The 26,106-nt window shown below is 66.3% G+C and carries 23 protein-coding genes; 8 read left to right on the forward strand and 15 right to left on the reverse strand.

The features are described 5' to 3' along the window. The first annotated feature begins 370 nt into the window (after positions 1 to 370). Both AC6CHX_RS02635 and AC6CHX_RS02640 read left to right on the forward strand, forming a co-directional pair. Complete coding sequence (locus AC6CHX_RS02635) at positions 371 to 3,445, forward strand: beta strand repeat-containing protein (protein WP_498271535.1); 3,075 nt, start codon at positions 371 to 373, stop codon at positions 3,443 to 3,445. Between the two features lie 1,725 nt (positions 3,446 to 5,170). Next, entirely contained in the window at positions 5,171 to 5,512 is a 342-nt protein-coding gene (locus tag AC6CHX_RS02640; RefSeq protein WP_498271536.1) for a hypothetical protein, read from the forward strand. 56 nt (positions 5,513 to 5,568) lie between these two features. Here the strand turns inward: AC6CHX_RS02640 and AC6CHX_RS02645 are convergent, their stop codons facing one another. Genes AC6CHX_RS02645 through AC6CHX_RS02655 form a run of 3 tightly spaced genes read right to left on the reverse strand, consistent with a single transcriptional unit; the run spans position 5,569 to position 8,768 of the window. Beyond that, positions 5,569 to 7,926, reverse strand: coding sequence for an ATP-binding cassette domain-containing protein (locus AC6CHX_RS02645; RefSeq protein ID WP_498271537.1), 2,358 nt, complete (start codon positions 7,924 to 7,926; stop codon positions 5,569 to 5,571). A 27-nt stretch (positions 7,927 to 7,953) separates the two neighbouring features. Continuing rightward, on the reverse strand, positions 7,954 to 8,364 hold the full coding sequence (locus AC6CHX_RS02650) for a VOC family protein (RefSeq protein ID WP_136043915.1): 411 nt from the start codon (positions 8,362 to 8,364) through the stop codon (positions 7,954 to 7,956). Between the two features lie 5 nt (positions 8,365 to 8,369). Next, entirely contained in the window at positions 8,370 to 8,768 is a 399-nt protein-coding gene (locus tag AC6CHX_RS02655; RefSeq protein WP_498272022.1) for a helix-turn-helix transcriptional regulator, read from the reverse strand. Between the two features lie 182 nt (positions 8,769 to 8,950). Here AC6CHX_RS02655 and AC6CHX_RS02660 point away from each other — a divergent pair, with 182 nt between their 5' ends. Further along, positions 8,951 to 9,547, forward strand: a complete 597-nt coding sequence (locus AC6CHX_RS02660; RefSeq protein ID WP_136043913.1) for an HdeD family acid-resistance protein — start codon at positions 8,951 to 8,953, stop codon at positions 9,545 to 9,547. 65 nt (positions 9,548 to 9,612) lie between these two features. Here the strand turns inward: AC6CHX_RS02660 and AC6CHX_RS02665 are convergent, their stop codons facing one another. Beyond that, the gene (locus AC6CHX_RS02665; RefSeq protein WP_498271538.1) at positions 9,613 to 10,377 is read right to left on the reverse strand and encodes an SDR family oxidoreductase; all 765 of its coding nucleotides are present in this window, start codon (positions 10,375 to 10,377) and stop codon (positions 9,613 to 9,615) included. Positions 10,378 to 10,499: 122 nt separating this feature from the next. On the opposite strand from AC6CHX_RS02665, the gene AC6CHX_RS02670 reads away from it, so the two are divergent. From AC6CHX_RS02670 to AC6CHX_RS02685, 4 genes are all read left to right on the forward strand, one after another. Next, positions 10,500 to 10,973 (forward strand): NfeD family protein, encoded by a 474-nt coding sequence (locus AC6CHX_RS02670; RefSeq protein ID WP_498271539.1) that lies wholly within the window; start codon positions 10,500 to 10,502, stop codon positions 10,971 to 10,973. A 9-nt stretch (positions 10,974 to 10,982) separates the two neighbouring features. Continuing rightward, the gene (locus AC6CHX_RS02675) at positions 10,983 to 11,912 is read left to right on the forward strand and encodes an SPFH domain-containing protein (protein ID WP_498271540.1); all 930 of its coding nucleotides are present in this window, start codon (positions 10,983 to 10,985) and stop codon (positions 11,910 to 11,912) included. Beyond that, positions 11,909 to 12,685, forward strand: a complete 777-nt coding sequence (locus AC6CHX_RS02680; RefSeq protein ID WP_498271541.1) for a glycerophosphodiester phosphodiesterase family protein — start codon at positions 11,909 to 11,911, stop codon at positions 12,683 to 12,685. The genes AC6CHX_RS02675 and AC6CHX_RS02680 overlap by 4 nt, the downstream gene beginning before the upstream one ends. A gap of 124 nt (positions 12,686 to 12,809) precedes the next feature. Continuing rightward, positions 12,810 to 13,193: an RNA polymerase-binding protein RbpA gene (locus tag AC6CHX_RS02685; RefSeq protein ID WP_029263398.1), complete on the forward strand. Its 384-nt coding sequence runs from the start codon at positions 12,810 to 12,812 to the stop codon at positions 13,191 to 13,193. Here AC6CHX_RS02685 and lnt read toward each other — a convergent pair. The 9 genes from lnt to AC6CHX_RS02730 are packed head-to-tail and all read right to left on the reverse strand — an operon-like array spanning position 13,168 to position 22,918. Then, complete coding sequence (lnt, locus tag AC6CHX_RS02690; RefSeq protein ID WP_498271542.1) at positions 13,168 to 14,724, reverse strand: apolipoprotein N-acyltransferase; 1,557 nt, start codon at positions 14,722 to 14,724, stop codon at positions 13,168 to 13,170. The genes AC6CHX_RS02685 and lnt overlap by 26 nt on opposite strands. Before the next feature lie 2 nt (positions 14,725 to 14,726). Then, a complete protein-coding gene (locus AC6CHX_RS02695; protein ID WP_498271543.1) occupies positions 14,727 to 17,201 on the reverse strand; it encodes a DEAD/DEAH box helicase in 2,475 nt (824 codons plus the stop codon). Next, positions 17,198 to 17,956, reverse strand: coding sequence for a twin-arginine translocase subunit TatC (gene tatC, locus AC6CHX_RS02700; protein ID WP_376107208.1), 759 nt, complete (start codon positions 17,954 to 17,956; stop codon positions 17,198 to 17,200). Before tatC ends, AC6CHX_RS02695 begins: the two co-directional genes overlap by 4 nt. Before the next feature lie 57 nt (positions 17,957 to 18,013). Beyond that, positions 18,014 to 18,250, reverse strand: a complete 237-nt coding sequence (tatA, locus tag AC6CHX_RS02705; RefSeq protein ID WP_498271544.1) for a twin-arginine translocase TatA/TatE family subunit — start codon at positions 18,248 to 18,250, stop codon at positions 18,014 to 18,016. A gap of 32 nt (positions 18,251 to 18,282) precedes the next feature. Beyond that, positions 18,283 to 19,278 (reverse strand): helix-turn-helix transcriptional regulator, encoded by a 996-nt coding sequence (locus tag AC6CHX_RS02710; protein WP_498271545.1) that lies wholly within the window; start codon positions 19,276 to 19,278, stop codon positions 18,283 to 18,285. Further along, complete coding sequence (locus AC6CHX_RS02715) at positions 19,275 to 20,267, reverse strand: helix-turn-helix transcriptional regulator (RefSeq protein WP_498271546.1); 993 nt, start codon at positions 20,265 to 20,267, stop codon at positions 19,275 to 19,277. Before AC6CHX_RS02715 ends, AC6CHX_RS02710 begins: the two co-directional genes overlap by 4 nt. Then, a complete protein-coding gene (locus AC6CHX_RS02720; RefSeq protein ID WP_136043903.1) occupies positions 20,267 to 21,199 on the reverse strand; it encodes an FKBP-type peptidyl-prolyl cis-trans isomerase in 933 nt (310 codons plus the stop codon). The genes AC6CHX_RS02715 and AC6CHX_RS02720 overlap by 1 nt, the downstream gene beginning before the upstream one ends. 10 nt (positions 21,200 to 21,209) lie before the next feature. After that, positions 21,210 to 22,229, reverse strand: a complete 1,020-nt coding sequence (locus AC6CHX_RS02725) for a tRNA (adenine-N1)-methyltransferase (protein WP_498271547.1) — start codon at positions 22,227 to 22,229, stop codon at positions 21,210 to 21,212. Continuing rightward, positions 22,229 to 22,918, reverse strand: coding sequence for an HAD family hydrolase (locus AC6CHX_RS02730; protein ID WP_498271548.1), 690 nt, complete (start codon positions 22,916 to 22,918; stop codon positions 22,229 to 22,231). Before AC6CHX_RS02730 ends, AC6CHX_RS02725 begins: the two co-directional genes overlap by 1 nt. 81 nt (positions 22,919 to 22,999) lie before the next feature. Between AC6CHX_RS02730 and AC6CHX_RS02735 the strand changes: the two genes are divergently transcribed. Further along, positions 23,000 to 23,848 carry a PAC2 family protein gene (locus AC6CHX_RS02735; protein WP_376105826.1) on the forward strand — a complete coding sequence of 283 codons (849 nt, stop codon included), beginning with the start codon at positions 23,000 to 23,002 and terminating at the stop codon, positions 23,846 to 23,848. Between the two features lie 6 nt (positions 23,849 to 23,854). On the opposite strand, the gene AC6CHX_RS02740 is transcribed toward AC6CHX_RS02735, so the two are convergent. Next, positions 23,855 to 24,679 carry an undecaprenyl-diphosphate phosphatase gene (locus tag AC6CHX_RS02740; protein ID WP_376105823.1) on the reverse strand — a complete coding sequence of 275 codons (825 nt, stop codon included), beginning with the start codon at positions 24,677 to 24,679 and terminating at the stop codon, positions 23,855 to 23,857. Positions 24,680 to 24,721: 42 nt separating this feature from the next. After that, entirely contained in the window at positions 24,722 to 26,017 is a 1,296-nt protein-coding gene (locus AC6CHX_RS02745) for a M20/M25/M40 family metallo-hydrolase (RefSeq protein ID WP_498271549.1), read from the reverse strand. Positions 26,018 to 26,106 lie beyond the last annotated feature (89 nt).

Genomic DNA, 26,106 nt, shown 5'->3' on the forward strand with positions numbered 1-26,106 from the left:
TGTTGCTGAGCCAAACCCGGAAACCTCGCCCCCGACGCCGGAGCCGCAGCCCGATCCGTCTCCGAGCGGAGTTCCCGACACTCCGGAGGAGCAAGGCACGGACGTTGGAGAAGCAGCGCCGGCACCGGCGCCGCGGTCTAACGAACCAGCCTCCGCGGCTCCTCCCGTGGCTTCACGCGAGGCAGCGGCTGCACCTGTCATCGCCGCGGTCACCCCTTCACCGCCTGCTGCGGCGTCGGACACTGCCCTGATCGCATGGTTGGGAGCCACGGAGCCAGCAACGAAGACAACGCTGCAAGCAGCCCTGAACGCTGTTCCCGACGGCGGTACAGTGGGGATCGTCCCGGGTTCATACAAGTTCACCTCGCTATTGACTGTTGCACGGTCGACCTCCATCGTCGCGTCAGGGGCGACGACTCTCTATGGTCGGGTCACGGTGAATGCCGGCGGTCTCTCGACGACTGGGTTGACCCTGAGCCCGGCGGCCAACAGCCAGGTCGTCGTCACCGTGCCCAGCGCGGCTGTGGGTGTTGTTCTCACCGATCTCCTCGTCGCAAACTCGACCTCCGACGGCACCACCCCGTTCACCCGTACGACAGGGATCGGGTTCACCGGGTCAACCGGCACGCAAGTGCTGGAAACGACTATCACCGACGTCGACACCGCACTCGCACTGGCGGGCTCCAGCGGCGCACGGATCGAAGGCATCGCCGTGAGTGCCGTCTCCACCGGCGCGTCGATCACCGCAGCGAACGCGAACCCAGGGCCGACGTTCGTCGGCGGATCGATGAACGTGACAGGCAATGCGGTGGCGCTAGGTAGTACCAGCGCACCGTCCGTGACGGGAATGACTCTGAGCGGGGCCGGTGCCGGAACCGCGGTGAACGTGAATCTCGCGACAGCCGCGAAGGTGGCATCCACCACCGCAGATGGCTTCGTGAACGGTGTGCTCGTCGCCGCGTCGAACACAGGAGCGGGCCCGAACCTCGAGGGCAGCTCTTTCGGCGCTTCTCTCACTGGCGTCGACCTCGGTGCCACGTCTGATGCTCGGCTGAGTGATCTCGACGTCCTTCGCACGGGTCCGGGCACAGCAGCGAGCAACTCCACCGGCGTGAACCTTCGACGCTCGTCCGGCGTCCAGGTGAGCGGCTCGGACGTCTCCGGCTTCGCCCGCGGCATCCACGCCGACGATGTCAACGCAGCCGCAGGGCCGGTGATCAATGGCGGCACCGTTTCGGCACGCACAATCGGCATCAGCCTCGGCGCGACAGCGTCTCCCTCGGTCACCGGCACCCAGGTTCAGGGCCAGGGGGCGACCGGCATCACCGACGGCATCAGAGTGCTCATGGCAAGCGACGCGGAAATCGCGGATGCGACCATCACGGGATTCACCCGCGGCATCTACGTCGACGGTCTGAACACGGGGGCAGGTCCCGAGATCACCGGTTCCACGATCAGCGTCGTGAACGTGAAGGCGTTCGGCATCACCCTTGGCGCCACCACCGGAGCGACGGTGACCGATGTCGACGTCTCAGGGACCAATGAACTCCCGCAGACGGGCATCACCGTCGCGAGGGCACCGGGTGCCGTCGTCACCGATGCGCGAGTGTCGAACGTGACCGTCGGGATCGGGGCGACCCGGGTCGCCCCGGAGCTGAACCTGCCCCTGATCGCAGGGCCGCAGATCATTCGCCCCGTCGTCACGGACTCCGGCAGCGGCATCCAACTTGCAAGCTCCGCCGACGCTCTCATCGAGGACGCCCGACTCGACGTTCGAGGCGACGGCATCAACGGCTGGGAAACCGAGAACGCACGCATCACCTCGCCCCACATCACCGGAGTCCCCGGACCCGGACCGACAGATGGCACTAACGCGATCCGCTTCTACACCTCCCGGGACGTCTTCGTCTCTGACGCTCTGCTGGTCGGTGGGGCCACCGGTCTCTACTGGGACATGACGTACGACGTGGTCATCGAGAACGCGGACATCTCCGGTATGGAGTGGTATGCCAGCTACACCGAGGGGGTGACGGGGTACGAGCTGCGAGACAGTGAAGTCCACGACAACGCGGCGATTGCCAACCTCACCATTAATCCCTCCGACGTCCCCGTGAACAATCTCCGTCAGGTGAGTAGCGGCATCGACTGGCACGACAACACGTTCACCAACAATCCCGCCGGCATCTACCTGCCTCAGGGTGTGGAGGACTTCGCATTCGAGAACAACGCCGTCACCGGCAGCGACCAGTTCGTGATCCTCGCCACCCCGGTGCACGGATTCGTCGTCGAGAACAACGCGATCCAGTTCGACTCTGCAACTCCCACCGCCGCCGCGATCAGCGTGACGACGTTCTGGGAAGACCTCGACGAGCCCGGCTCGTACTCCTCGAGCGACCTGTCCGTCACGCGCAATCAGTTCACAGGAGCCGGCCCGTTCATCCGCGTGGGTGCGGTAGAGAGTGTCCCGGACGCCACTCCTGTGGCGATCGAACTCGCAGCTGCGGAGCCTCCAGATGCGTCTACGCCATCGCCGGAGGTGCCTCAACCGCCGGATGAAGCCGAGGCTGCACAAGCGTTCGCTGTCGCGCCATTCCAGGCTCCCGCAGACCGGCGCGCGCTTCGCACCACGATGAGTGTGACCGAGAACTCTTTCCCGCAGGATTCCACCGCGATTGTGACACTTCCGAATGCTGAAGCCGGCGAAGACAGCAACACGGGGAACGAGCTGATCGACGGAGTGGTCGCCGTCGACGCCCGCGAGGAGACGCTTCCCGGACAAAACGACTGGGGCTCCGCATGCGGGCCCCGGGTCGCTGCAACCGGGTATGACGGTGGCGGCGCATTCATCACCGAGGGGCTGACCACACAGGTGCTGTACCCGGAGCTGTGCCTGTCCAGCGTGACGGTGGTCGCGAGCACGGTCTGCCGGGCGGACGTCGGATACCTGGAGTACGACGTCGCCCTAGAGGGAGTCGCCGCAGACCCGACACCTGTCGTCGCCGCGATCTGGTGGGGACCGGACGTCTACCCGACCCATGACGACTCCATCCCGGCCGCCGCCGAGCAGGCCATCCTCGACGATGGTGCGGACGCCGTACAGTATCTCCGAGTACCACCAGACTGGGAAGCGGGCGACCCGCTCACCGGGGAGGTCCAGGTGCCCGATGCAGTAATCGACGACGCGGGCATGGCCACACGCGACACCTGGACGCTCGAGGTGCGAGTGAACCCGTCTGCTGCCATCACCATCGACCCGCCGACGAACCTCGCCTCGTGCCCGACGCCCTCGCCCACCCCGACGGCCGCGCCGCCCGCGCCGCCAGCGAGCGGTCTCGCTGGCACGGGCGGGACGTTCTCTCCGCATCTACTGGCCCTCGCCGCTCTCCTCGTGCTCCTGGGAAGCGTCGCATTTGCCGATACAGCGCGGCGCCGGGCGGGTCGGTGACGGTGAGCTCGACAGGTGGTATCGAGCTCGTCGACGAGGTACTCGACACGCCCACGGAGTAGTGGCCCGGACCTGCAAGCACCCCAGCGCTGCGGGGGAGGAGCCGGGGCCCATGACCGGCGTCACTTGGATCGCTCCGCCAGCTCGCGCTGCCATCTTTCGCCCAACGCACAGTCCCCGTACGCCTCCAGGAGACGACTGTGAAGGGCGGCGGTTCCGGTTTCGAGAAATGCGGAGTACCTCCGTCAACCCACCCGCTTCCCGTCGATGAGCTGGAACGACGGGGAACAGCAAGACGCCGCCTTCGGCGAGGAGCAGACGCCGGCGCGGTATCTGTTCGGTGCCTAAGCGCGGGGAATGCCGATGCCCTCATTACGAACTGACATAATGTGCATTATCGGTTAATCGTCAATCACTAAGATTTGGCCGATCTCGCTTGTTCGTAGCGTTGGATCGCGCTGCAATAGGAAGAAGGCCGAGGTGCGATCGTGGGCCTTCTTCGTATTGCTGGTCAGCGGCGACGTGTCGACGTTCAGCCGGGACGATCTTGCCTCGCTCGACTTCCGCTGATGCGGACTCGAGTGCGTGGACGAGCGTCTTGTTCGAGAGCAGTCGTCGTTCGTAGTCCGAGATGACGGTGACGGGTTCGAGGGTGACGGGCCAGCTCGCGGTTCAGTGCAGCGATTGCTCACCGCGTCATGAGATCAGACAGTTCTTTAGCCGCACTGGAGCTTGTAATCGCCGGAGCTGAGCTGAGCTGACGCAGCGGTGACATCCTTGGCCCCAGAGGCTTTGAAATACGAGACAACGCGGAACGTGTGCTGCCCGGTCCCATTGCATTTGTACTGGACACTTTTTTGCACCATGTTCCACGTGCCAAAACTCTCGAAGGCTTTAGTAACGGGAACCCAGAGCCACCCGTTATGCATGAAAACGATGGACCTGATGTGCGTCTTGGTGACGGCTCCCCAAACTAGAGATTGCTGGCTTCGCGCCCACTGAACCGGAGGGGAACCCCTGTCCGGATGATCTCTTCCACATTTGCCCCACCGCAAACTTACAATTTCCTACTACCGTCGCTCTCGTGGTCGCACCTGGCCTCGATTCAGGAGCGCCGATGCTCGTGTCCGACCCAAGTGCATCCATCTCCGCGTCCGTCATCACCACCGCATCAGCAGGAAGTGGTGTTCCATCCGGGTAGACGAGGTACTCATCGGGAACGTCCGCCGAGCTCACCGCTGTGAGTGGCGGGAGGTCGGGCGCGTCGTTCCCTGATGATGCCGCGTAAGCCGGGCCGCTAGACACTCGAGCCGCTTGACGCGCGGGAGGAGAGTCGTAGCGTCTACTGCGAATAAAGAGGCCCATCTGTTCCTGCGACCCGATAAGGCACAGAGACGGGGGTAAGCAGAACTGAGAGTCCGCTATCAGCCGCATACTTTTCCTGGAATTCGTACGCGTCGCTTTCGACGTCAAAAAAGCCGATGAAACCAGGAGTTTCTTCCAAGTACACGATCCACACCATCATAAATGAAATGTATCACTTTCGACCTGGTGACCGTCCTCGGCTATCAGCGCCTTCGCCCCGCGTGACGATACTGTCAAGAACTTCTTCGTCATGAGCTATCTCCCTGAGTAACTGGAAGCTGTAGCATCGCCGACCCGCAAGCTCCGTGTCTGTAGGACGTTCGGCCGACAGACAAAGCCCTGCCAACCGACTAAGGTCTCTTGGCTGCTCCGTCCATCGATCGAAGCCAGCCTGATGCACTCGGCACACTGACTTCGTCCGACCCCGCAGCGTCCGACTGGAGTGAGTCCGCCACCTTCACGGTCGCCGACGGCACCGTCGCGATCAGCCTGGAGAATCCGGTGGCGGCGGTGCCGCCCAGCGAGCCGCCCGTCGCACCCGATACCCCGAGTGTGCCCGGGACGCCGAATGTGCTGACCGCAGCTGATGGGTCACTCGCCGTCACCGGTGCGGACTCCGGTCGCCTGTTGCTCATCGCTGCAGGCACGCTGCTGACGGGGACTCTGCTTCTAGTGGTGCGCAGAGTTGGCCGGAGGGACTGAAAGGCGAGGAGGCCTACGGAAACCGATCGGTTTCCGTAGGCCTCCTCCTCTACACGTCAGGCGCCGACGTACTCGGCGAGGTGCTCCCCTGTCACGGTCGACTTCTGGGATACCAGATCGCTCGGCGTTCCCTCGAACACGACCTTGCCGCCATCGTGGCCCGCACCGGGTCCGATATCGATGATCCAGTCGGCATGCGCCATGACCGCCTGGTGGTGCTCGATGACGATCACGGTCTTTCCGGAGTCGACCAGTCGGTCCAGGAGTCCGAGGATCTTGTCGACATCCGCGAGGTGGAGGCCCGTCGTGGGTTCGTCGAGGACGTAGACGTCGCCCTTCTCCCCCATCTGTATCGCGAGCTTGATGCGCTGGCGTTCACCGCCCGACAACGTGGACAGCGGCTGTCCGAGCGACAGGTAGCCGAGCCCCACATCTTCCATGCGCCCGAGGATCGCCGTGGCTGCGGGGAGCTTGGCCTCGCCCTCACTGAAGAACAGCCGCGCCTCAGCGACCGGGAGGTCGAGCACCTCGGTGATGTCCTTGCCCGCGAGCTTGTACTCCAGGACGCCCGCCTGGAAGCGCTTGCCGCCGCAGTCCTCGCACGGCGTCTCGATCGTGTCCATGAAACCGAGTTCGGTGATGATGACGCCCGCACCCTTGCAAGAAGGGCAGGCCCCCTCGGAGTTGGCGCTGAACAGAGCCGGCTTCACGCCGTTGGCCTTCGCGAACGCCTTCCTGATCGGCTCGAGCAGCCCCGTGTACGTCGCAGGATTGCTGCGCCGTGAGCCCTTGATCGCCGCCTGGTCGATCGCCACGACACCCTCGCGCTTCGACACCGAGCCGTGGATGAGTGAGCTCTTGCCCGACCCGGCGACACCGGTCACCACGGTGAGAACGCCGGTGGGAATGTTGACGTCGATGTTCTGCAGGTTGTTCGCCGTAGCGCCGCGCACCTCGATCGCACCAGACGCCGAGCGCACCGCATCCTTCAGCCGCGCCCGGTCATCGAGATGGTTGCCCGTCTTGGTGCCGCTCGTCTTCAGCCCCTCGACCGTGCCCTCGAAGCAGATCTCCCCGCCGGCGCTTCCCGCTCCGGGACCCAGATCGATCACGTGATCGCCGATCGCGATCGTCTCCGGCTTGTGCTCGACGACCAGGACGGTGTTGCCTTTGTCCCGCAGTTGGAGCAGCAGTCCGTTCATGCGCTGGATGTCGTGCGGGTGGAGGCCGATGGTCGGCTCGTCGAACACGTAGGTGATGTCGGTGAGGGACGAGCCGAGGTGACGCAGCATCTTGATCCGCTGCGCCTCTCCCCCGGACAACGTCCCCGACGGCCGCTCGAGGCTCAGGTATCCGAGGCCGAGCGTCACGAACGCGTCGAGGTTGGCGCTGAGCGCCTGCAGCAGCGGTCCGGCTCCGGGCAGGTCGAGCCCACGAACCCAATCGGCAAGATCCGTGACCTGCATACGGCATGCATCGGCGATGCTGATGCCATCGATCTTTGAGGAGCGAGCCCCCTCGGTCAGTCGCGTGCCGTCGCACTCCGGGCACACGGCAAAGGTCGCCACACGCTCCACGAAGGAGCGGATGTGCGGTTGCAGCGCGTCGAGGTCCTTCGAGAGCATCGCCTTGGTGATCTTCGGGATCAGACCCTCATAGGTCATGTTGATCCCCGAGATCTTCACCTTCGTCACCTCGCCGTAGAGGAAGAGGTGACGCTGCTTCTCCGTGAACTGTGCGATCGGCTTGTCGGCCGGGTAGAACCCGGACTGAGAGAAGCCCTTCACCATCCAGCCGTCCGCGGTGTATCCCGGCACCATGATCGCGCCCTCGTCGAGTGACTTCGATTCGTCGACGATCTGCGCCAGATCGAGGTCGGACACCGCTCCCCTACCCTCGCACCGCGGACACATGCCGCCGAGGTAGATCGCATCCTTGACGATCTTCTTCTCCCCGCCCGCGCCGGTCATCACGCCGCTCGCCTTCTGCGTGGGGATGTTGAAGGAGAACGCCGTCGGGCCGCCGATGTACGGCTGGCCGAGCTTGCTGAACAGGATGCGAAGCATCGCGTTGGCATCGGTGACCGTGCCGACCGTCGACCGCGGGTTGGCGCCGAGGCGCTCCTGATCGACGATGATCGCCGTGGTCAGCCCCTCCAGGACGTCGACGTCCGGGCGCGGCACCGACGGCATGAATCCCTGCACGAATGCGCTGTAGGTCTCGTCGATCATGCGCCGGGACTCGGCAGCGATCGTGTCGAAGACGAGCGAGCTCTTCCCCGAGCCGGAGACACCGGTGAAGACCGTCAGTCGCCGCTTCGGAATGTCGACGCTCACGTCCTTCAGATTGTTCTCACGCGCGCCCTGCACGCGGATCAGGTCATGGGTGTCGGCGGGGTGCTGATCGACGGTCATCTGCGTCCTTCGCGGATCGGTGGGTGTTCAGGCTGCCTGGTTGATACGCAGCAGGTTGCCTGCGGGATCGCGGAAGGCGCAGTCGCGCACGCCGTACGGTTGATCCATCGGCTCCTGCACGACGTCGGCACCGCCTTCGACGAGGCGCTCGAACAGGGCGTCGACGTCGTCGCTCGCCAAAGTGAGCGCCGCGTAGCTGCCCTTGGCGATGAGTTCGAGGATCGTCTGCCGCTCGGCATCCGTGATGCCGGGGTCGGTTGCCGGCGGATGCAGCACGATCGACGTCTCAGGCTGTCCCTCAGGACCGACCGTGAGCCAGCGCAGACCGTCGTACCCGACGTCGTTGCGCACCTCGAACCCGAGAGCATCTCGGTAGAAGGCGAGGGCTGCGTCAGCGTCGGTGTGTGGGAGGAAGGCGTAGTGGATGCTGATGTTCATGGTGTTCACGTTAGGTGCGCATGGGTGCGCGGTGCTTCTTGATTCCTGATCGGTCGGGTGACCTGTTTCGCCTGAAAGGACGGAATCCCTTCGACGTTCGCGGCGCGTTCACGGTACACGCTGGGTGCGACACCCACCAGCTCCGAGAACCTCATGCTGAACGTGCCGAGCGACGAGCAGCCCACCTCGAAGCAGACCTCGGTCACGGTCAGGTCGCCCCTCCTCAGCAGCGCCATCGCTCGCTCTATCCGGCGGGTCATCAGATAGGAGTAGGGCGATTCGCCGTAGGCGTCCCGAAACTGCCGGCTCAGGTGCCCCGCCGACATGTGCACTCCGCGCGCGAGCGCCTCGACGTCGAGAGGCTTCGCGTACTCCCGGTCGATGCGGTCCCTGACCTTCCGCATCACCGCGAGTTCGCGCAGTCGCGCATCATCCAGGGCTGTCACGACTCGATTTTGCCATGACGCTGCGAGTCCTGGGATGACTTCGAGAAACGCGGGTGAGGTCTCCTCCCCCATCGTGTGCCGCGAGGGCGCTACCCTGAGGGGGCATCCTCACAGGATCTTCTCAGAAAGGGGTCCCCACCATGTCTGAACCACTCACCCAGGCGAAGTCGCTGTTCAAGTCGATCCGGGTCACATTGGCCGTCGCCGGCGTCCTCGCTCTCATCGCCGGAATCGTCCTGCTGGTCTGGCCGGTGAAGTCCGCTGTCATCGTGACTGCGATCTTCGCGTCGTACCTGGTCATCGCCGGTCTCGTCTACATCGGGCTCGGAATCTTCTCGGGCGCGAAGGGCGGATGGGCCCGTGTGGGGCACATCGTCCTCGGCCTGCTCTACGTCGTCGCCGGCGTCATCGCGTTCTTCAACCTGAGCGCGGCTGCAGCCACCCTCGCCTTCGTCGTCGTGATCTTCATCGGCGTCAGCTGGATCGTCGACGGTGTCGTCGCCCTGACGCTCCTCGGCAGCGATGGCTCGCGTGTATGGACCGTTCTGTACGCGATCCTCAGCATCATCGCGGGAATCATCGTGCTGTTCTCGCCGCTGATCGCCGGTTTCGCCTTCTGGCTGCTCCTCGGCATCTCGCTGATCGTGCTCGGGATCATCCAGATCGTGCGTGCGATCACGCTCGGCAAGGACGAGAAGGAGTACGTCGCAGCCGTCAAGGGAGAGCCCGTCAGCTGACGACTCCCGATCGCCGAATCGGCCCCGCTCTGCAACAGCAGAGCGGGGCCGATTCTCGTCTACGGCTACTCGGCGACGAACGCGCTCACATCTCCGACGAGGCGCGTGTTGTCGGCGGGTACCGGATCCACCGCCGCCTTGGCGACCTCGGCCGCGAACTCGGAGACGTTGTAGAGCTTGCCGGCCGACTCGCGACGCTCGGCGATCGCGCCGGGGTTTGCGCGCTCGAGCAGGGTGGCCGTGATGGTCCCTTCGATCATGTCGCCGGAGACGACCGTGAAGCCGATCCCCTTCTCAGCGAGCCCGGGGATGAGCTCGCGCAGGGCATCCTCGCCCGCTCGCTTCGACAGCGCGACCGGCTCGTACTCGGGCATCGTCGGCGTCGTGCGGATGAAGTGCGCCTGGTGGCTCGTGACGAACACGACACGCGCCCCGTCACCGAGCAGGGGGATCGCAGCGTTCAGCACGTTGAGCTGCGCATCCCGGTTGAGAGTGAGGGCGTAGTCCTCGGCCATCCCCGACTCCATGCCGCCGGAGGCGTTGAGCACGAGGACGTCCAGACGTCCGTACTCGGCGCGGATCGCGTCGAACATCTCCGCCACGGATGCGGGATCGGTGAGATCAGCCCCCACCACAAGCGCCCGACGACCGAGCTCGCGCAGCTGAGCGGCGAGCTTCTCGGCGCGCGGGGCCTTGTTGCGGAAGTTGATGACGACATCGGCGCCGGCCTCGGCGAGATAGCGGACGGTGTCTGCGCCGATCCCGCGTGATGAGCCGGTGACCAGTGCCACCTTGCCGTCCAGGGAACCTGCGGGAAGAACGTCGGTCACGGTGACTCCTCATGATGCGCGAAAAGGCCGTGATCGCACGGCCCACTCACACTATCAAGGGAGCGCAGTGGCACCCGGATCGGCGGTCCCCCGCGTGATACGTTGACCACAAAGGAGGCCGCATGGACAACTTCACGACTTTCGTCACGTTCATCGACCAATGGGCTTGGATCGGCTGGCTGGTCCTGATCGCCGTGTTCCTCGTCATCGAGATGCTCTCGCTGGACTTCACGTTCCTCATGCTCAGCTTCGGCAGCGTCGTCGGGCTGGTGACCGACCTGCTCGGCGTGCCGGTCTGGGTGCAGGTGATCATCGCGGCCGCGGCGGCTGCGGTCTTCATCCTCTTCCTCCGACCACCGTTGCTCAAGCGCCTGCAGCGCGGGGAAGATCCCACCAAGTCCAATGTGGATGCTCTCGTCGACCTGCGCGGCATCGCGCTGGTCGAGATCACGCAGATCTCCGGCCAGGCGAAGCTCGCCAACGGCGACACCTGGACCGCGCGCGCCGCCACCCCGGTCCCCATCCCGCAGGGAGCACCGATCGCCGTGAGCGCGATCAACGGCGCGACCGCCATCGTCCGACCCGTCAACGACTAGGAGAACCCCGTGGACGACGCATCGTTCATCCCCGCAGCGATCGGCTGGATACTCGCCATCGCCGTGATCATCTTCGTGGTGGTCACCGTCGCGCGCGCCATCCGGATCATCCCGCAGGCGACCGCCGGCGTGGTCGAGCGCCTCGGCCGGTATCACAAGACCCTCACTCCCGGACTCAACATCCTCGTGCCGTTCATCGACCGTCTCCGGCCGCTGATCGACATGCGCGAGCAGGTCGTCTCCTTCCCCCCTCAGCCGGTCATCACCGAGGACAACCTGGTCGTCTCGATCGACACGGTGGTGTATTTCCAGGTGACGGATGCCCGGGCGGCGACCTACGAGATCGCCAACTATCTCGGCGCGGTCGAGCAGCTCACCACGACGACGCTGCGAAACGTCGTCGGTGGCCTCAACCTCGAGGAAGCGCTCACCAGCCGTGACAACATCAACGGCCAGCTCCGCGTCGTGCTCGATGAGGCGACCGGCAAGTGGGGCATCCGCGTGGGACGAGTCGAACTGAAGGCGATCGATCCGCCCATCTCCATCCAGGACTCCATGGAGAAGCAGATGCGCGCGGAGCGGGATCGCCGCGCCGCGATCCTGACCGCGGAAGGCACCAAGCAGTCGGCGATCCTCGAGGCAGAGGGCGCCCGTCAGGCCGAGATCCTCCGGGCAGAGGGAGACAAGCAGGCCGCCGTGCTCCGCGCACAGGGCGAGGCCGAGGCCATTCAGAACGTCTTCACCGCTATCCACCAGGGTGCGCCCGACGACAAACTCCTGGCTTACCAGTATCTGCAGATGCTGCCGAAGATCAGCGAGGGGCAGTCCAACAAGCTGTGGATCATCCCGAGCGAACTGACCGAGGCGCTCAAGGGCATCGGCAGCGCGTTCACCCCGAAGCCGGGCCAGGCCCCGACGAACACCCTTCCCGGCGCGTGACGCACCCGTACTTCACGAAGGCGCGGCATCCCCGAGTCCTCGCTCATCGCGGTCTGATCACCGCGGAGGGCGAGGACTCGGGCATCTGGGAGAACTCCGCCGTGGCATTCGCCGCCGCCCATGCTGCGGGCGTCGAGTACATCGAAACCGACTGTCAGGTGACGGCGGACGGCGACGTGGTGCTGTTCCACGACTCGACGCTCGAGCGGCTCGTCGGCGACACCCGAGCGGTACGTGAGGTCCGCACGCGAGAACTGCGAGAGATCTTCTCTGCCCACGGCGGGCTGCTCACTGTCGCGGAGGCGCTCGACTCCTTTCCCGAGGTCCGCTTCAACATCGATGTGAAGACGCCGACTGCCGTCGACCCACTCGGGCCGATCCTCGCCGAAGACACCCACCGCGTGCTCGTCACGAGTTTCTCGGACGCGAACCGCCGCGCCGCCGTCGCCGCCGTGCTGCGGGCCGGTGCCTCGCTTCGGCCTGCGACATCCGGCGGGAGCCGCACGATCGCGGCACTGCGTGCGCTGTCCGCACTCCGCCTCTCCCCCGCGCGTGTCCTCCGCGAAATCGACGCGCTGCAGATTCCCGAGCGACACGGAGCGCTCACGGTGCTCACCCCCGCGCTCGTCCGCGCGGCCCACCGCCTCGGCGTCGAGATACATGTCTGGACCGTCAACGACGCCGGCGACATGCGCCGCCTCGTGGCTGCGAGAGTCGATGGCATCGTCTCAGATCGTGCTGACGTCGCACTTCGGGCCCTCGCTGCGGAATAGCACCCGACGCGCCCCATAACCTCCGGCGCTGGGATTCCGCTGTGAATCGCGCCGAGAAGTCGCCCGCGTGGATGAAGCGCACAGGCTGGAGCGTTATACCTGACAGCGACGAGAGGACCACAAAATGGCAGATCGCAGCCTGCGCGGCATCCGACTCGGCGCCCAGAGCCTACAGAGCGAAGAGGGCGTCGTTTTCATGGAGCGCCGTGAGACCACCTACACCTGTGACACCTGCGGCCACGTAACGAACCTCATGTTCGCGGCGGACGCCGAACCGCCCCAGACCTGGGAGTGCCGCGCCTGTGGCGCCGAAGCACGCCTGAACGTCGACGGCCAGGCCGTCACGCTCGAAGCGAGCGACGAGAAGGCCGCTCGCACCCACTGGGACATGCTCATGGAGCGCCGTACCCGCGCGGAACTCGAGGAGTTGCTCGAAGAGCGCCTCGCCTTCATCCGCGCACGCCGAGGCGCCGGCGAAGACCCTACCCGCGAGAAGATCGGGGCATAACGCCCCGGGCGCGCCACCACCCGAGGAGCAGCGCGCCCAGACCGCCCCACAGCAGGAACTGCTGGATCCAGGGGCCCAGGACAACCCCCGCCGTGAGGCCGGAACGCAGCTCGACATCCTCGAGCAGTGCTCCGGCCTCTCCTGCGTCCAGGCTCGTGACGGTAGACCCGTTCGCCCGGATGACCTGGCTGGTGCCGACGGTCGACACGTTGACGACGCTGCGCCCTGTCTCGATGGCGCGCATCCTGGCGAAGGACAGCTGCTGGAGGTTCTCGTCGGTGCCCCGGAAGTCGGCGTTGTTGGTCTGGAAGACCAACACCTCGGCGCCGTCGTTCAGGCCTTCTCGGATCACATCGTCGTAGATGACGTCGAAGCAGATGGCGAGTCCGACCGGCACTCCCCCCACCTCGACGATCGGCGGATTCGAACCGGGCGTGTACTCCCGCTGGATCAGGCCGATCAGATCGGGCGCGAGGGCGTTGAAGAACGGCCGATCCGGCACGTACTCGCCGAACGGAACGGGGTGCCTCTTGTCGTGGATCTGGGTGGCCGTGCCGTCGGCCGTCCACAGCATCGAGGTGTTGAAGTAGAGACCGTCCCGCGCCGTCGCCGCGTTAGCGAGCAGCGGCGCATCGATCCGATTCGACACGAGAGTCATCCTGCGGGCGATCGCCTCGTTCTCGAAGGGGTCAGCGTCCAGCGAGCCCTCAGGCCACACCACGAGATCGACGTCTTCACCGTAGAGCGGCGCCGTCGCCTCCGTCTGCGCCTGGATCACGGAGAACGGCTCGCGCTCGTCGAAATAGCCGGTCGGCCCGTTGCCCTGAACCGCGGCGATCGTCATCGACCCCGAAGACGCGGTCGGGAAGAGCGGGGTGAAGAGCATCATGACCGCGAGTCCCGTCGGTACCAGCAGGACGAGCCGACGACGCCATGCCCGGAGGCGGACCACCTCGATCAGGATCGCCACCAGCAGCACCATGACGAAGCTGAGACCACTCACTCCCAACCACGATGAGATCGGCGCCAGAGGGCTCTCGGCCTGACTCATCCCGATGCGCGCCCAGGGGAACCCTCCGTACGGCCAGGAGCCGACGAACAGCTCCCGCCCGACCCACAGCGCCGCGACGACCAGGGGAAGCCCCAGAATGCGTCCTGCAGTGCCGGGAAAGGCGCGAGGCAGCCATCGGTAGGCCAGCGCGATCGGCACGAGGGCCACGCCGGTGAGGCCGCCTTCGACGACGCTGAGCGCTGCCCAGGGAATCGGGCCGAGGTAGCGGGACGTCCACGAGACCAGAAGCGCGAAGAAGAGGATGCCGTAGACCAACCCGATCAGAAGCGCACCCCAGAAACGACGGCCGATCAGGGCGACGAGCAGGAGTGCGGTCGCGGGAAACGCGAGAGCCCAGACCGCGGCACCCGGGTACGAGAAGTTCATCAGCAGAGCCCCGAGCGCGGCGGCGAGGGCCGCTGCCCATAGAGGCAAGGGGGCGCGCTCGGGCGCAGCGGCTTCCGCGGATGTCGGTGCCATCATCACATCGATGAGTAGGCGACGATGCCGCGGCGCACGCCGTCGAGAGCACTGCGGGCGGTGCGGGCGACAGCCGCATCCTCAGCCACGATGGACAGCTGATCGAGGAGGTCGATGGTCTGCTTCGCCCAGCGCACGAAGTCTCCCGCGGCCATGTCCGCGTCGATCAGCACCCGGTCGAGCATGCCGCCGCGAGCCCACGCATGCATCGCACCCGCGAGTCCGGCCGCGAGCGGTTCGCTTCCCGGCAGACGATGATCCTGCTCGAGGTCGTCGAGTTCGGCCCAGAGCGTGGTCGTCTTCTCATATGCCACTCGGAATGCACCGCGTGGGAGGCCGCGCTCCCCCGAGTTCGCTTCGTCACGTCGCGGCTCGTACACGAGGCAGCACGCCATCGCTGCGAGAGAGGGGGCATCGAGACCCGCCCAGAGTCCTTGCCGCAGCGATTCGGCGACGAGCAGATCGCGTTCTCCGTAGATCCGACGCATCGTGCGGCCGGCCTCCGTCAGTGTCGTCTCGCCGTCCACCTCCGTCAGATAGTCGAGTGTCTCCAGCACCTCGACGACACGGTCGAAAACGCGCGCCACCGTCCCGGTACGAGTCTCGATCTGGCGCCGGATCCGGTCGGTCTGTCGCTTGAGCTTCCAGTAGCGTTCCGCCCAGCGCGCGTGCGCTTCCCGATCGGGGCAGCGATGGCACGAGTGGCGCTGCATCTGCGTGCGCAGAGTCTGGATGCGCTTCATCCGCTTGTCGCGCGACGCCCGCGGCGCCTGGGAGTCCTGGCGATTCTTCTTCTCGAGATCGCTGAGTTCCCGGCGAATCGCGGCGTACTCGGCGAAATCCCCGTGCTCGCAGGTCATCGAACTCAGGTAGCCCGCCAGCGACTCCTCGGCCTCACGCACCTGGCGCGCCAGCCCGACGACCGAGCGATCGGCCTGGAACTGTGCGAAGGACGACTCGAGGATCTGTCGGGCCCTGGCCTTGCCGAACATGTCGATCAGATTCACGGCCATGTTGTAGGTGGGCCGGAAACTCGAATTCAGTGGATAGGTGCGTCGCGACGCCAGCGCGGCGACGGCCTGCGGGTCCATCCCCTCGGTCCACTGCACGACCGCGTGACCCTCGACGTCGATGCCCCGTCTGCCGGCGCGGCCGGTGAGCTGGGTGTACTCCCCCGAGGTGATCGCGACCCTGGCCTCGCCGTTGAACTTCTCCATCTTCTCGAGAACGACCGTTCGGGCGGGCATGTTGATGCCGAGCGCCAGAGTCTCCGTCGCGAAGACGACCTTGATGAGCTTGCGTCGGTACAGCTCTTCGACGACCTCCTTGAACGCCGGCAGCAGACCCGCGTGGTGCGAGGCGACGCCGCGCTCGAGGTTGTCGAGCCACTCCCAGTAGCCGAGCACGTCGAGGTCCTCGTCCTGGAGGGTGCGCGTCCGGTCCTCTACGAGGGAGCGAATCTCCGCCCGCTCCTCGGGGGAGGTCAGCCGAAGGCCGGAGCGCCGTACCTGCTGCACCGCGGCGTCGCACCCCACGCGGCTGAAGATGAAGAAGATCGCCGGGAGGAGGTTCGCCCGCTCGAGGAGATGCACGACCTCGGGGCGATCCATCCGCTCGATCCGGCGGGCATTGGAGGCGCGGACGGGTCGTCGCCCGCCGCGCGGCGGGCGCTTCGCCTGACGCCCGGCGTGACGATCGCTGCGATACGACTGCGCCTGCCGGTTGTTGTCGTAGTTCGACCCGGTCGACGAACGGATCCGCATCAACTCCTGGTTCACCTGCGCGGTCGCGATACCCGCGCGATCGTCGAACAGTGGGAGAAGATCATCGCGGACGAGGACGTGCTGCTCCAGGGGCACCGGCCGGATCTCGGAGACGATGACGTCGGTGTCACCCCGCACCGTGTCGAGCCAGTCGCCGAACTCCTCGGCGTTGGAGACCGTGGCGCTCAGCGAGACCAGCCGCACCCGCTGAGGCAGGTGGATGATGACCTCTTCCCACACGGCACCCCGGAAACGGTCCGCGAGGTAGTGGACCTCATCCATGATCACGTAGCGCAGATCGTCGAGCGCGGCGGAGTCGGCGTAGATCATGTTCCGCAGCACCTCGGTGGTCATGACCACGATGCGCGCATTGCCGTTGATGTTGGTGTCGCCCGTGAGCAGACCCACCTGATCTGCTCCGTACACCTCGACCAGCTCGCGAAACTTCTGGTTCGAGAGCGCCTTCATCGGCGTGGTGTAGAACGCCTTGTCGTTCGGCGTCCGCATCGCGAGATGGATCGCGAACTCGCCGACGATGGTCTTCCCTGCCCCCGTCGGCGCCGCCACCAGCACGCTGCGGCCGTTCTCCAGTGCGTGGCATCCCGCGACCTGGAACGGATCGAGCTGGAACTTCTGCAGCGCGGCGAATGCCGAGGACTCCGGGTGCTCCGCTGCCTGCTGCGCCTGCGCGTACCGATCGGAGGGCGAGCTCATACCGGGTCCGGCAACAGCCCGGTCGCCTCGTCGCGCTTACGCTTGCGTCGGTCGAACAGCAGGGAGAGGCCGGCGGCGGCGAAGAACAGGACGATCAGGATGCCGGCGAGCATCAGCATGCTGACCACGTCGGCGGCCGGGGTCGCGAGCGCCGCGAAGACCGTCGCGATGATGATCGCGATGCGCCACCCCTTGAGGATCGCCCTGCCCGACATGACGCCGGCGAGGTTCAGCGCGACGAGGAACACCGGCAGCACGAACGAGACACCGATGACGATCATCAGCTTGAAGACGAAGTCGTAGTACTCCTGCGCGTAGTAGAAGTTGGTCGCGCCGTCCGGCGTGAAGCTCCACATCAGCTCGATCACGTGCGGCATGATCATGACGCCCAGATAGCAACCGGCGAAGAACAGAGGGACTGCGGCGACGACGAAACCGACGGTGTACCTGATCTCCTTGCGGGTCAGGCCGGGCATGATGAACGCCCAGACCTGCCACAGCCAGACCGGCGCCGAGATGAACAAACCGATGGAGAAGGCGATCCGCATCCGCATGTCGAACGCGGCGGTCACCGTGCCGAAGTTGAGCGCACTGAAGTCATCACCGCGCTTCTCGGTGATGATGCGGATGGGCTCCGTGATGAAGTGGATGACCGGGTCGGCGACGATGAACGCCACGACCATGCCCACGACCAGAGCGAGCGCTGCGTACATCAGACGCTTGCGCAGTTCGACGAGATGCGCGCCGAGCGACATCCGCCGATCCCGATCCGCCTTCGGCATCACGGTCGGTTCGATGGCTGCCACGGCCGGTCAGGCGCGAGGCGGAGTCTCAGGGTCTGCGCCCGAGTCCTTGACCGACGTGGGTTCGGCGACGGTCGAGTCGGCGCGAGACGCGTCTTCGTCCTTCATCGCCTTCATCTCGCCCTTGAAGACGCGGGCGGACTGGCCCATGCTCTTCGCCAGAGCCGGCAGCTTGGCGGCACCGAACAGAAGGAGGATCACGGCGAGCACGATGAGGAGGTGCCAGCCTTGCATTCCAGCGAACATGTCAGGATTCCCGTCGTCGATGAGCGTTCGGTTCAGTCTACAGATCTCTGAGATATATCGGGTCGGCGATACAGCGCGAGTCCCGACGCGGCCCAATCCTTGGTCGCGGATCGGGCGATCCCCGGCTCCAGCACCTCCATCGCGCCGCCGAATCGCCCGGCGAGCCGCTTGACGCCACGAGGATCGGCGAGGTGCAGCGTGGTGGTCACCGCGCCGTCGACCACATCGGGCTGCCCGGTGGGAACGAAGCCGCTCAACAGGGGCTCGAGCCGCTCCGGCACGCGCACGGTGACTTCGCGCTCGTCGTCGAGACCGGCGAACGCCTCAGGGACGTGTTCGCCGCCGTGGGTGATCGGAATCTCGGTGAGGGTCGGCGCGCTGACGCGGTCGAGGTGGAACGTCCGCATCGCCCGCCGCATGTGGCACCAGCCCTGCAGGTACCACTGGCCGTTGGTGATGAGGATCTGCATCGGATCGACCGTTCTGGTCGTCGGCGCGGCATCGGGGGCCTGATAGGTGAACGCGATCGCGACGCCGTCGTGCAGGCCTCGCGCGACCGCTTCACGGACCTCGTCGACGGCGCTCGGGGCGACGACGACCTCGGCGGGCGCATCGGCTGCGCCGCGGGACAGCTTGGAGATGAGGCCGGCGACGAGGCCCGAGTCGGAGACCGCCGGCACTGCTGCGACCATCTGCAGTCCGGCCAGCAACGCTGCCGCCTCTCGCGCGGTGAAGCGGGGGACTCGACGCAGGGCCACGTCGTTCGTGATCTCGATGACGTCTTCGAGGTCGAGCAGGTCCCAGTTGATGTCGAACATCTCCTGCGGCTGCTGCCAGTAGCCGGACTCCCCGGGGAGCCCGATCACGGTCAGCTTCTCGACCATCCCGCGCATCTCCTGCGGCGTCACACCGAACTCCTCAGCAGCCTCGGCAAGGGAAACCTGACCGTGCTCGAGCAGGTACGGCACGAGAGTGAGGTAGAGACGGACACGATCGGCCGCGAGCAGCGGCTTGGACTTCGCACTCATGATGCCTCCGCCCGATCTGTGTGCGCGTCGACGACCGCCCGGAGCCGGTCGATGACCGCGTCGCGCAGCGCGGCCGGTTCGACCACCCGGACCTCCGGTCCGTAGGAGGCGAGCTCGTCGGCGAAGATGTGCAGGTCCACGAATGGCACATGGATCCCCTGCGGCGCAGCTGTCGCACGTCGTCCGAGCCGCAGCGCAGCTTCGGTGCCGGGCGTCACTTCCAGCAGTGCCGAGTTCGCAGCAGCGACTCGCTCCAGACCGGCAAGGGCCCGCTCCCCCGCTCCGTCTCGGAGCGCGGAGTCGAAGGTCGTCGTGCTCACCTTGACGGCGCCCACGATCCGGCTGAGCAGGAACGTGCGGTCCTCCTCGACATCCACATCGATGCCGAACACATGCCATCGGGCCTCGTAGTCGACCAGCGCCAACGGGCGGATCCTTCGTCGCCGTGGTGCGTCCTCGCCCGGCTTCAAGTAGTCGAAGGTGACGACGCGACTCCTCTCGATCGCGTCCTGGAGAGGTGTGAAAGCGGCGTCGCGGGCGGTGATCCGCGGAGCGAATCCGATGATCGGCTCGTCGCCATCGATCCCCAGCGCACGGATCTTCCGAACCCCCGACTGCGCATCGCCCGAGACGGACTCCGCACTCCACACGCTGCCCGCCAGCCGCAACACCGCGAGTTCGGCGGCGGAGAACTCGATGTCGCTGGGCAAGTCGTATTCCGCCTGCGGAATACGGTAACGAGCTTCTCTGAGGTCATTCGGATCGGCGGCATCCCCGATCGTCTCGATCGGCACGCCGAGGGTGCGCAGCTCGTCCTTGTCGCGCTCGAACATCTTCTCTAGCGCGTCGGATCGGGTGCCCGCGTCCGCCCGCTGCCGATATCCCGAGACGTTGTCGAGGATCTGCTGCTTGGTCAGCCCGATCTCCGTGGCCATCAGCGCCACGACGAGATTCGTCAGGCGCTCCTCCGCGGGGATCCGGCTGGCCATCACTGCGTCGGCGCCGTGACTGCGCCCAGGATGTCGACCACGTAGGCGACGGCAGGGCCGCCGTCACCGGCGGGAGTCACGACGAGGATCTGCGAGCCCACGGTCTTGCCGACGAGAGCCTCCGCAACGGTCGGAGCCGAGGTCGAGAGATCGCCCGTCGGTCCCTGGCCCCAGGTGCTGTTGATGACCTTCTTGTCGTCCCAGCCCACGGCCATCACGTTCAGAAGGGGGATCTGGCCCGCTTCGACCTCTTCACCATCACCCTTGATGAGGGTCTGCACCACCTGCTCCGTCGGTGCAGCGCTGTCGGGAATGATGACCCCGGGCGTGCCATCGGGGGCGCGCACCACCGTCGGCATACCCTTCGCATCGTTGAACTGGAGGGAACCCTCGGCGCGGGAGAGGAAGACATCGACCACGTCGATGACGAACACCGCGTTGTCGTCGGCCTCGAGACCGAAGCCCTGGAGGTTGTTGGCGCCGAAGTCTTCCGGGGTGAGGGCCGCGATGATCCGGGACCCCGCGGTCGCGCACGAGAACACCGACTCGAGTCCGGGCGACTGCGTCGCCCAGTAATCGGCCGTGGAGACCTGCCCCTTGGACTCGTCGTAGGAAGTCGCGTAGACCTGCTTGCCGGTCTCACCGCTGAAGATCGAGAGCTCCACCACGAGTGCCTGCGAGTTGTCGAGGATCTTCCGACCATCGCCCACCGTCGCGTCGGCGAACGCCGTCTTCGTGAGGTGCAGCGGGCTGAAGACGCTGACATCCGGAGTCGACCCTACGTCGCCCTCGACGGTCACCGCGTCGCGGATATCGGTCGACCCGGCCCCGCGATCGCAGGCGGCGTCGCTCTCGGGCGCCACGGCGGTGCAGCCGGTCAGAGCGAGGACGGCAAGGCTGAGGGAGGCCAGAACGGCGGACGTTTTACGCACGCGCTCCAGTCTATTCCGTCGCGTGCCCGGAATCGCGCGAGGCCGCAGCAAGGCGCGCCCCTTCGGCGGCCTTCTCGGCTTCTCGCGCGCGCTTGCGCAGGTTCTTGTCGCTGATCTCGCGATCACCGACGGCTCCGGGGGTCCACGCCTCGACATCCTCGTCGCCGTAGCTGCTCTTGGAGGCACGCCGCTTGACCGAAGGCGCGATGGCCCCGGGCGCGAGCCGCCGCGCCGTCAGCAGGAACCCGGTGTGAGCGACCATGCGGTGGTCGGGGCGCACGGCGAGCCCCTCGACATGCCAGCCCCGGACCATCGTCTCGGAGGCATCGGGATCGGTGAAGAGTCCGGTACCGCGGATGTACTCCGCCACGCGGGAGAGCTGCGTCGCGGTGGCCACGTAGCAGAGGACCACGCCGCCGGGGGTGAGCGCATCGGCGACGGCGTCCATGCACTCCCAGGGAGCGAGCATGTCCAGCACCACACGATCGACGGTGCCAGGCTGCACCTCGCTCGGGAGCGATTCGACGAGGTCGCCCACGACGACGCGCCAGGTGTCGGGGTGCTCGCCGAAGAACGTCTCGACGTTGCCGCGAGCCACATCGGCGAAGTCCTCGCGTCGCTCGAACGAGATCAGGTTGCCCGCCGGGCCGACGGCCCGCAGGAGGGAGAGGGAGAGCGCGCCGGAGCCGACTCCGGCCTCGACCACTGTCGCTCCGGGGAAGATGTCGGCCTGCATCACGATCTGCGCCGCGTCCTTCGGATACACGATCGCCGCGCCCCGCGGCATCGACATCGCGAAGTCCCTCAGCAGCGGACGGAGAGCCAGGTAGTCGTGGCCGGAGCTGTTGGCCACGACGGAGCCGTCGGGAAGGCCGATCAGGTCACGATGGCGCAGCACGCCCTGGTGGGTGTGCAGTTCTCCGTCTTCGCGAAGCGTCACCGTGTGCAGGCGGCCCTTGGGGCCGGTCAGCTGCACGCGATCGCCCGGACGGAACGGACCACTCGGCCTCGGAGCGCGGCTATCGGTCATCAGCATGCTCCCGTCGCGACGTTGATGCTGTCGAAGAGGTCGGTGAGGTCACCGGCGTTCCTGCCGGCGAGGGTCGGCCACAGCTCGTGGGCGCCCAGATGGTCGAGCGGCACGATGTGCGGAACGGCGAGAGTCAGCGCGCCCGACGCGAGGCCGGCGCGGACGCCCGTCGGCGAATCCTCGATGACGATGACGTCGGCGATGTCGACGTCGAGGAGTGCCGCCGCCTGCAGATAGGGCTCCGGATGCGGCTTCGGGTTGTCGACATCGTCCCCGGCGACGACGATGTCGAACGCGTCGAACTCGATCAGATCGACGACGCTCAGCGCCATCCTCCGCAGCGACATCGTGACGAGACCCGTCGGGATGCCGACCTCTCGGAGGTTTCGGAGGAGTTCGCGGGCGCCTGGCCGGAACGGGACGCCCTGGCTGCGGAGCGATTCCTGAACGGCATCGGTGAGGTGGTCGACGATCGCCTCCGCCTCCATCGCGACACCGGCGCCCTGCAGGATCACCGCGCTGTCGAGCAATCCGCTTCCGACAAGCTGCAGCGCATCCTCGTGGCTCCACGATCCGCCGAAGGATTCGACGAGTGCCGTCTCGGCCGCCATCCAATACGGTTCGGTGTCGACGAGTGTTCCATCCATGTCCCACAGGACCGCGCTGGGCTTTCTGCTCACTGAACCCATGCTAGCCGGGGTGCCGCCCGCATCCCGCCGTCGCGGACTAGCCTGGAGGGATATCGTCCACGATCTCGAAGGGAGCCCTCGATGGATGTTCTCGGTCAGCGCATCGTCATCGCCGCCTTCGACGGCTGGAACGATGCGGGTGAAGCGGCGAGCGGCGCCATCGAGGCGCTGCGGGCGTCGTCGGAGTACGACCTCGTGCATTCCGTCGATCCCGAACTCTTCTTCGACTACCAGTACACGCGCCCGTCGAGTCGGATGGATGCCGAGGGCCGCCGTCAGCTGACGTGGCCGGAAGCGGGCCTCTGGCGCCCGCGCGACCCGGGGCCAGGACCCGAGTTCTGGCTGCTCACGGGCGCCGAACCCGCCCGCACCTGGCAGGCGTTCGCCTCGGAGTTCATCGACGTGGCTCTGCGCGATGACATCACCGGACTCGTCACCCTCGGCGCGATGCTCTCGGACGTCCCGCACACGCGGCCGATCTCGATCTTCGCCTCCAGCCAGAACGAGCAGGTGCGGGAAGCACACGACCTCGAGCGCTCGCTCTACGAGGGGCCCGTCGGCATCCTGTCCGTGATCGAGCACTTCGCCGAGAACGCAGGGATCCCCACCGCCAGCCTGTGGGCCAGCGTGCCGCACTACGTCGCGTCCGCCACGCCATCGCCGAAGGTGACGCTCGCACTGCTCGACCGGCTCGAGGAACTGACCGGCGCCGACGTGGACCGCCAGACGCTGCGCACCGAGGCCGCCGCCTGGGAGGCTTCCATCGACGCGGCCGCGTCGGAAGACGAAGACATGGCCGAGTACATCCGTCAGCTCGAGCGCACGCGCGACACGTGGGATTCCCCCGAGGCGTCGGGCGATGCGATCGCGCAGGCGTTCGAACGGTATCTCCGCCGCCGTGACGACGGCCCGGGAGATCGCAAACGCTGAGCCGGGTCAGGCCGCGATCACACCGGTGCCGAGCAGGACCAGGAGCACCGTGCCGAGCAGGATCCGGTAGATCACGAACGGCAGGAAGCTGCGCTTCGAGATCCAGTTCATGAAGAACGCGATGACGCCGAGCGCCACGACGAACGCGATGCCGGTCGCTGCGAGAGTGTCGCCGAACGAGAAGAACGACGGCTCGTCCCAGCTCTTGAAGACCTGGTAGAAGCCGCTGCCGAACACGGCGGGGATCGCGAGCAGGAAGGCGTAGCGCGCAGCAGCGGCGCGCTCATAGCCGAGGAACAGACCCATCGTGATCGTGCCGCCGGATCGGGAGACCCCGGGAATCAACGCCAGCGCCTGCGCGAAACCGAAGGCAACGCCGTGCGGATAGGTCAGATCGTCGAGCTTGCGGCGCTTCGCCCCCACGTAGTCGGCGACGCCGAGCAGGATGCCGAAGACGATGAGCATGATCGCGACGATCCACATCGAGCGGAGCACGGTCTCGATCTGGTCCTGGAAGAGCAGCCCGAGCACCACGATCGGGATGCTGCCGATGATGATCATCCAGCCCATCCGCGCATCGGGGTCGTTGCGGGGGGCTTTGCCGACGAGCGAGCGGAACCACTGGCCGATGATGCGCACGATGTCACGCCAGAAGAAGACGACCACCGCCGCCTCGGTGCCGATCTGCGTGATCGCGGTGAACGCCGCCCCGGGGTCTTCTCCCGACGGGAGGAACGTGCCGAGGATGCGCAGGTGGGCGCTGGAGGAGATGGGGAGGAACTCGGTGAGTCCCTGGACGATGCCCAGGATCAGTGCTTCGAGCAGGTGCATGAAGAGGCTTTCGGTGTTGTGAGGGCACGGAGCGGGCGGCGCTCAGTACGTGCGAAGCAGATCGGCCAGCACGCGCTGGCCGAAGACAAGCGATTCTACGGGGACGCGCTCATCTACTCCGTGGAACATTCCTGTGAAGTCCAGTTCGGCGGGGAGCTTCAACGGGGCGAACCCGTAGCCGGTGATGCCCAGGAAGGCCAGTGCCTTGTTGTCTGTGCCGGCGCCCAGCAGGTACGGGATCACGGGAACCCCGGGGTCGTGACGGCCGATGCTGGCGACCATCGCTTCCACGAGCTCACCCTCGAACGGCGTCTCCATACCGATGTCGCGGACGACCGTCTCGATGACGATCTCATCGCCCACGATCTGCTGGAGCTCGGCCAGGACATCGTCTTCGGTGCCCGGGATGACCCGCACGTCGATGAGCGCCTCGGCACGCTCTGGGATCACGTTGTGCTTGTAGCCGGCGGTGAGGGCGGTGGGGTTCGTCGTCGTTCGGAACGAAGACCGCAGGAAGGCCTCGGCGGGCCCCGCGGCGGCGGCGAGGGCATCGGGATCGTCCGCGCTGCGCCCGCTGAGCGCGCTGAGGCCCTCCAACAGTGCTGTGGTCGTCGGCGTGAGACGGATCGGCCAGCGCGTGCGCCCGATCGCTGCGACGGCCTCTGCGAGCTTCGTCACGGCATTGTCGTCGTGCAGGCGGCTGCCGTGACCCGCACGCCCCTTCGCCACCAGGCGGATCCAGATCAGCGCCTTCTCGCCGACCTGCAGCAGGTACGCGCGCCGGTCATCCACGGTGATCGAGTAGCCTCCGACCTCGCTGATCGCGGCTGTCGCCCCTGCGAACCACTCCGGGCGGTTCTGCACGACGAGCGCCGAACCCTCGACACCGCCGTTCTCCTCATCGGCGAAGAACGCCAGGATCAGGTCGCGCTCCGGCTGCTCCCCCGCCCGGAGGATCTCCGCGACGGAGGTGAGGATCATCGCGTTCATGTTCTTCATGTCCACGGCGCCGCGCCCCCACAGCATCCCGTCCTGGACGACACCGGCGAACGGGTCGACGCTCCAGTCGTCCGCCATCGCCGGCACGACGTCGAGGTGTCCGTGCACGACGAGTGCCGGTTTGCTCCGATCACGGCCCGGAACACGAGCCATCACGTTGGTGCGGCGCTCGATCGGCTCGTAGTACTCGACCTCCAGCCCGAGCTTCTCGAGGTAGGCGCCCACGTACTCCGCGGCCTCGCGCTCGCCCTTCGCATTCCCTCCACCGAAGTTGGATGTGTCGAAGCGGATGAGGTCGCTCGCGATGCGCACGACCTCGGGAAGAGAGGGATCGGTCATGTGCTCAAGGCTATCGAAACGGCGAGCCACGCCCGGGCGTACCGCTCGGTTCGAGAGGCCGCAGGGAACGTGGTAATGTCATTCTTCGG

The organism is Microbacterium sp. GQ128 (genome assembly GCF_059758615.1).

Bases quoted from the DNA above. Each gene is read 5' to 3' on its own strand.
- AC6CHX_RS02650 (WP_136043915.1), bottom strand. From the start codon at position 8,364: ATGAACATCAGCATCCACTACGCCTTCCTCCCACACACCGACGCTGAC.
- lnt (WP_498271542.1), bottom strand. From the start codon at position 14,724: ATGGCACCGACATCCGCGGAAGCCGCTGCGCCCGAGCGCGCCCCCTTG.
- AC6CHX_RS02730 (WP_498271548.1), bottom strand. From the start codon at position 22,918: ATGGGTTCAGTGAGCAGAAAGCCCAGCGCGGTCCTGTGGGACATGGAT.
- AC6CHX_RS02735 (WP_376105826.1), top strand. From the start codon at position 23,000: ATGGATGTTCTCGGTCAGCGCATCGTCATCGCCGCCTTCGACGGCTGG.
- AC6CHX_RS02660 (WP_136043913.1), top strand. From the start codon at position 8,951: ATGTCTGAACCACTCACCCAGGCGAAGTCGCTGTTCAAGTCGATCCGG.
- tatA (WP_498271544.1), bottom strand. From the start codon at position 18,250: ATGTTCGCTGGAATGCAAGGCTGGCACCTCCTCATCGTGCTCGCCGTG.
- tatC (WP_376107208.1), bottom strand. From the start codon at position 17,956: ATGTCGCTCGGCGCGCATCTCGTCGAACTGCGCAAGCGTCTGATGTAC.
- AC6CHX_RS02715 (WP_498271546.1), bottom strand. From the start codon at position 20,267: ATGGCCAGCCGGATCCCCGCGGAGGAGCGCCTGACGAATCTCGTCGTG.
- AC6CHX_RS02740 (WP_376105823.1), bottom strand. From the start codon at position 24,679: ATGCACCTGCTCGAAGCACTGATCCTGGGCATCGTCCAGGGACTCACC.
- AC6CHX_RS02685 (WP_029263398.1), top strand. From the start codon at position 12,810: ATGGCAGATCGCAGCCTGCGCGGCATCCGACTCGGCGCCCAGAGCCTA.
- AC6CHX_RS02710 (WP_498271545.1), bottom strand. From the start codon at position 19,278: ATGAGTGCGAAGTCCAAGCCGCTGCTCGCGGCCGATCGTGTCCGTCTC.
- AC6CHX_RS02655 (WP_498272022.1), bottom strand. From the start codon at position 8,768: ATGCGGAAGGTCAGGGACCGCATCGACCGGGAGTACGCGAAGCCTCTC.
- AC6CHX_RS02745 (WP_498271549.1), bottom strand. From the start codon at position 26,017: ATGACCGATCCCTCTCTTCCCGAGGTCGTGCGCATCGCGAGCGACCTC.
- AC6CHX_RS02725 (WP_498271547.1), bottom strand. From the start codon at position 22,229: ATGACCGATAGCCGCGCTCCGAGGCCGAGTGGTCCGTTCCGTCCGGGC.
- AC6CHX_RS02645 (WP_498271537.1), bottom strand. From the start codon at position 7,926: ATGACCGTCGATCAGCACCCCGCCGACACCCATGACCTGATCCGCGTG.
- AC6CHX_RS02695 (WP_498271543.1), bottom strand. From the start codon at position 17,201: ATGAGCTCGCCCTCCGATCGGTACGCGCAGGCGCAGCAGGCAGCGGAG.
- AC6CHX_RS02670 (WP_498271539.1), top strand. From the start codon at position 10,500: ATGGACAACTTCACGACTTTCGTCACGTTCATCGACCAATGGGCTTGG.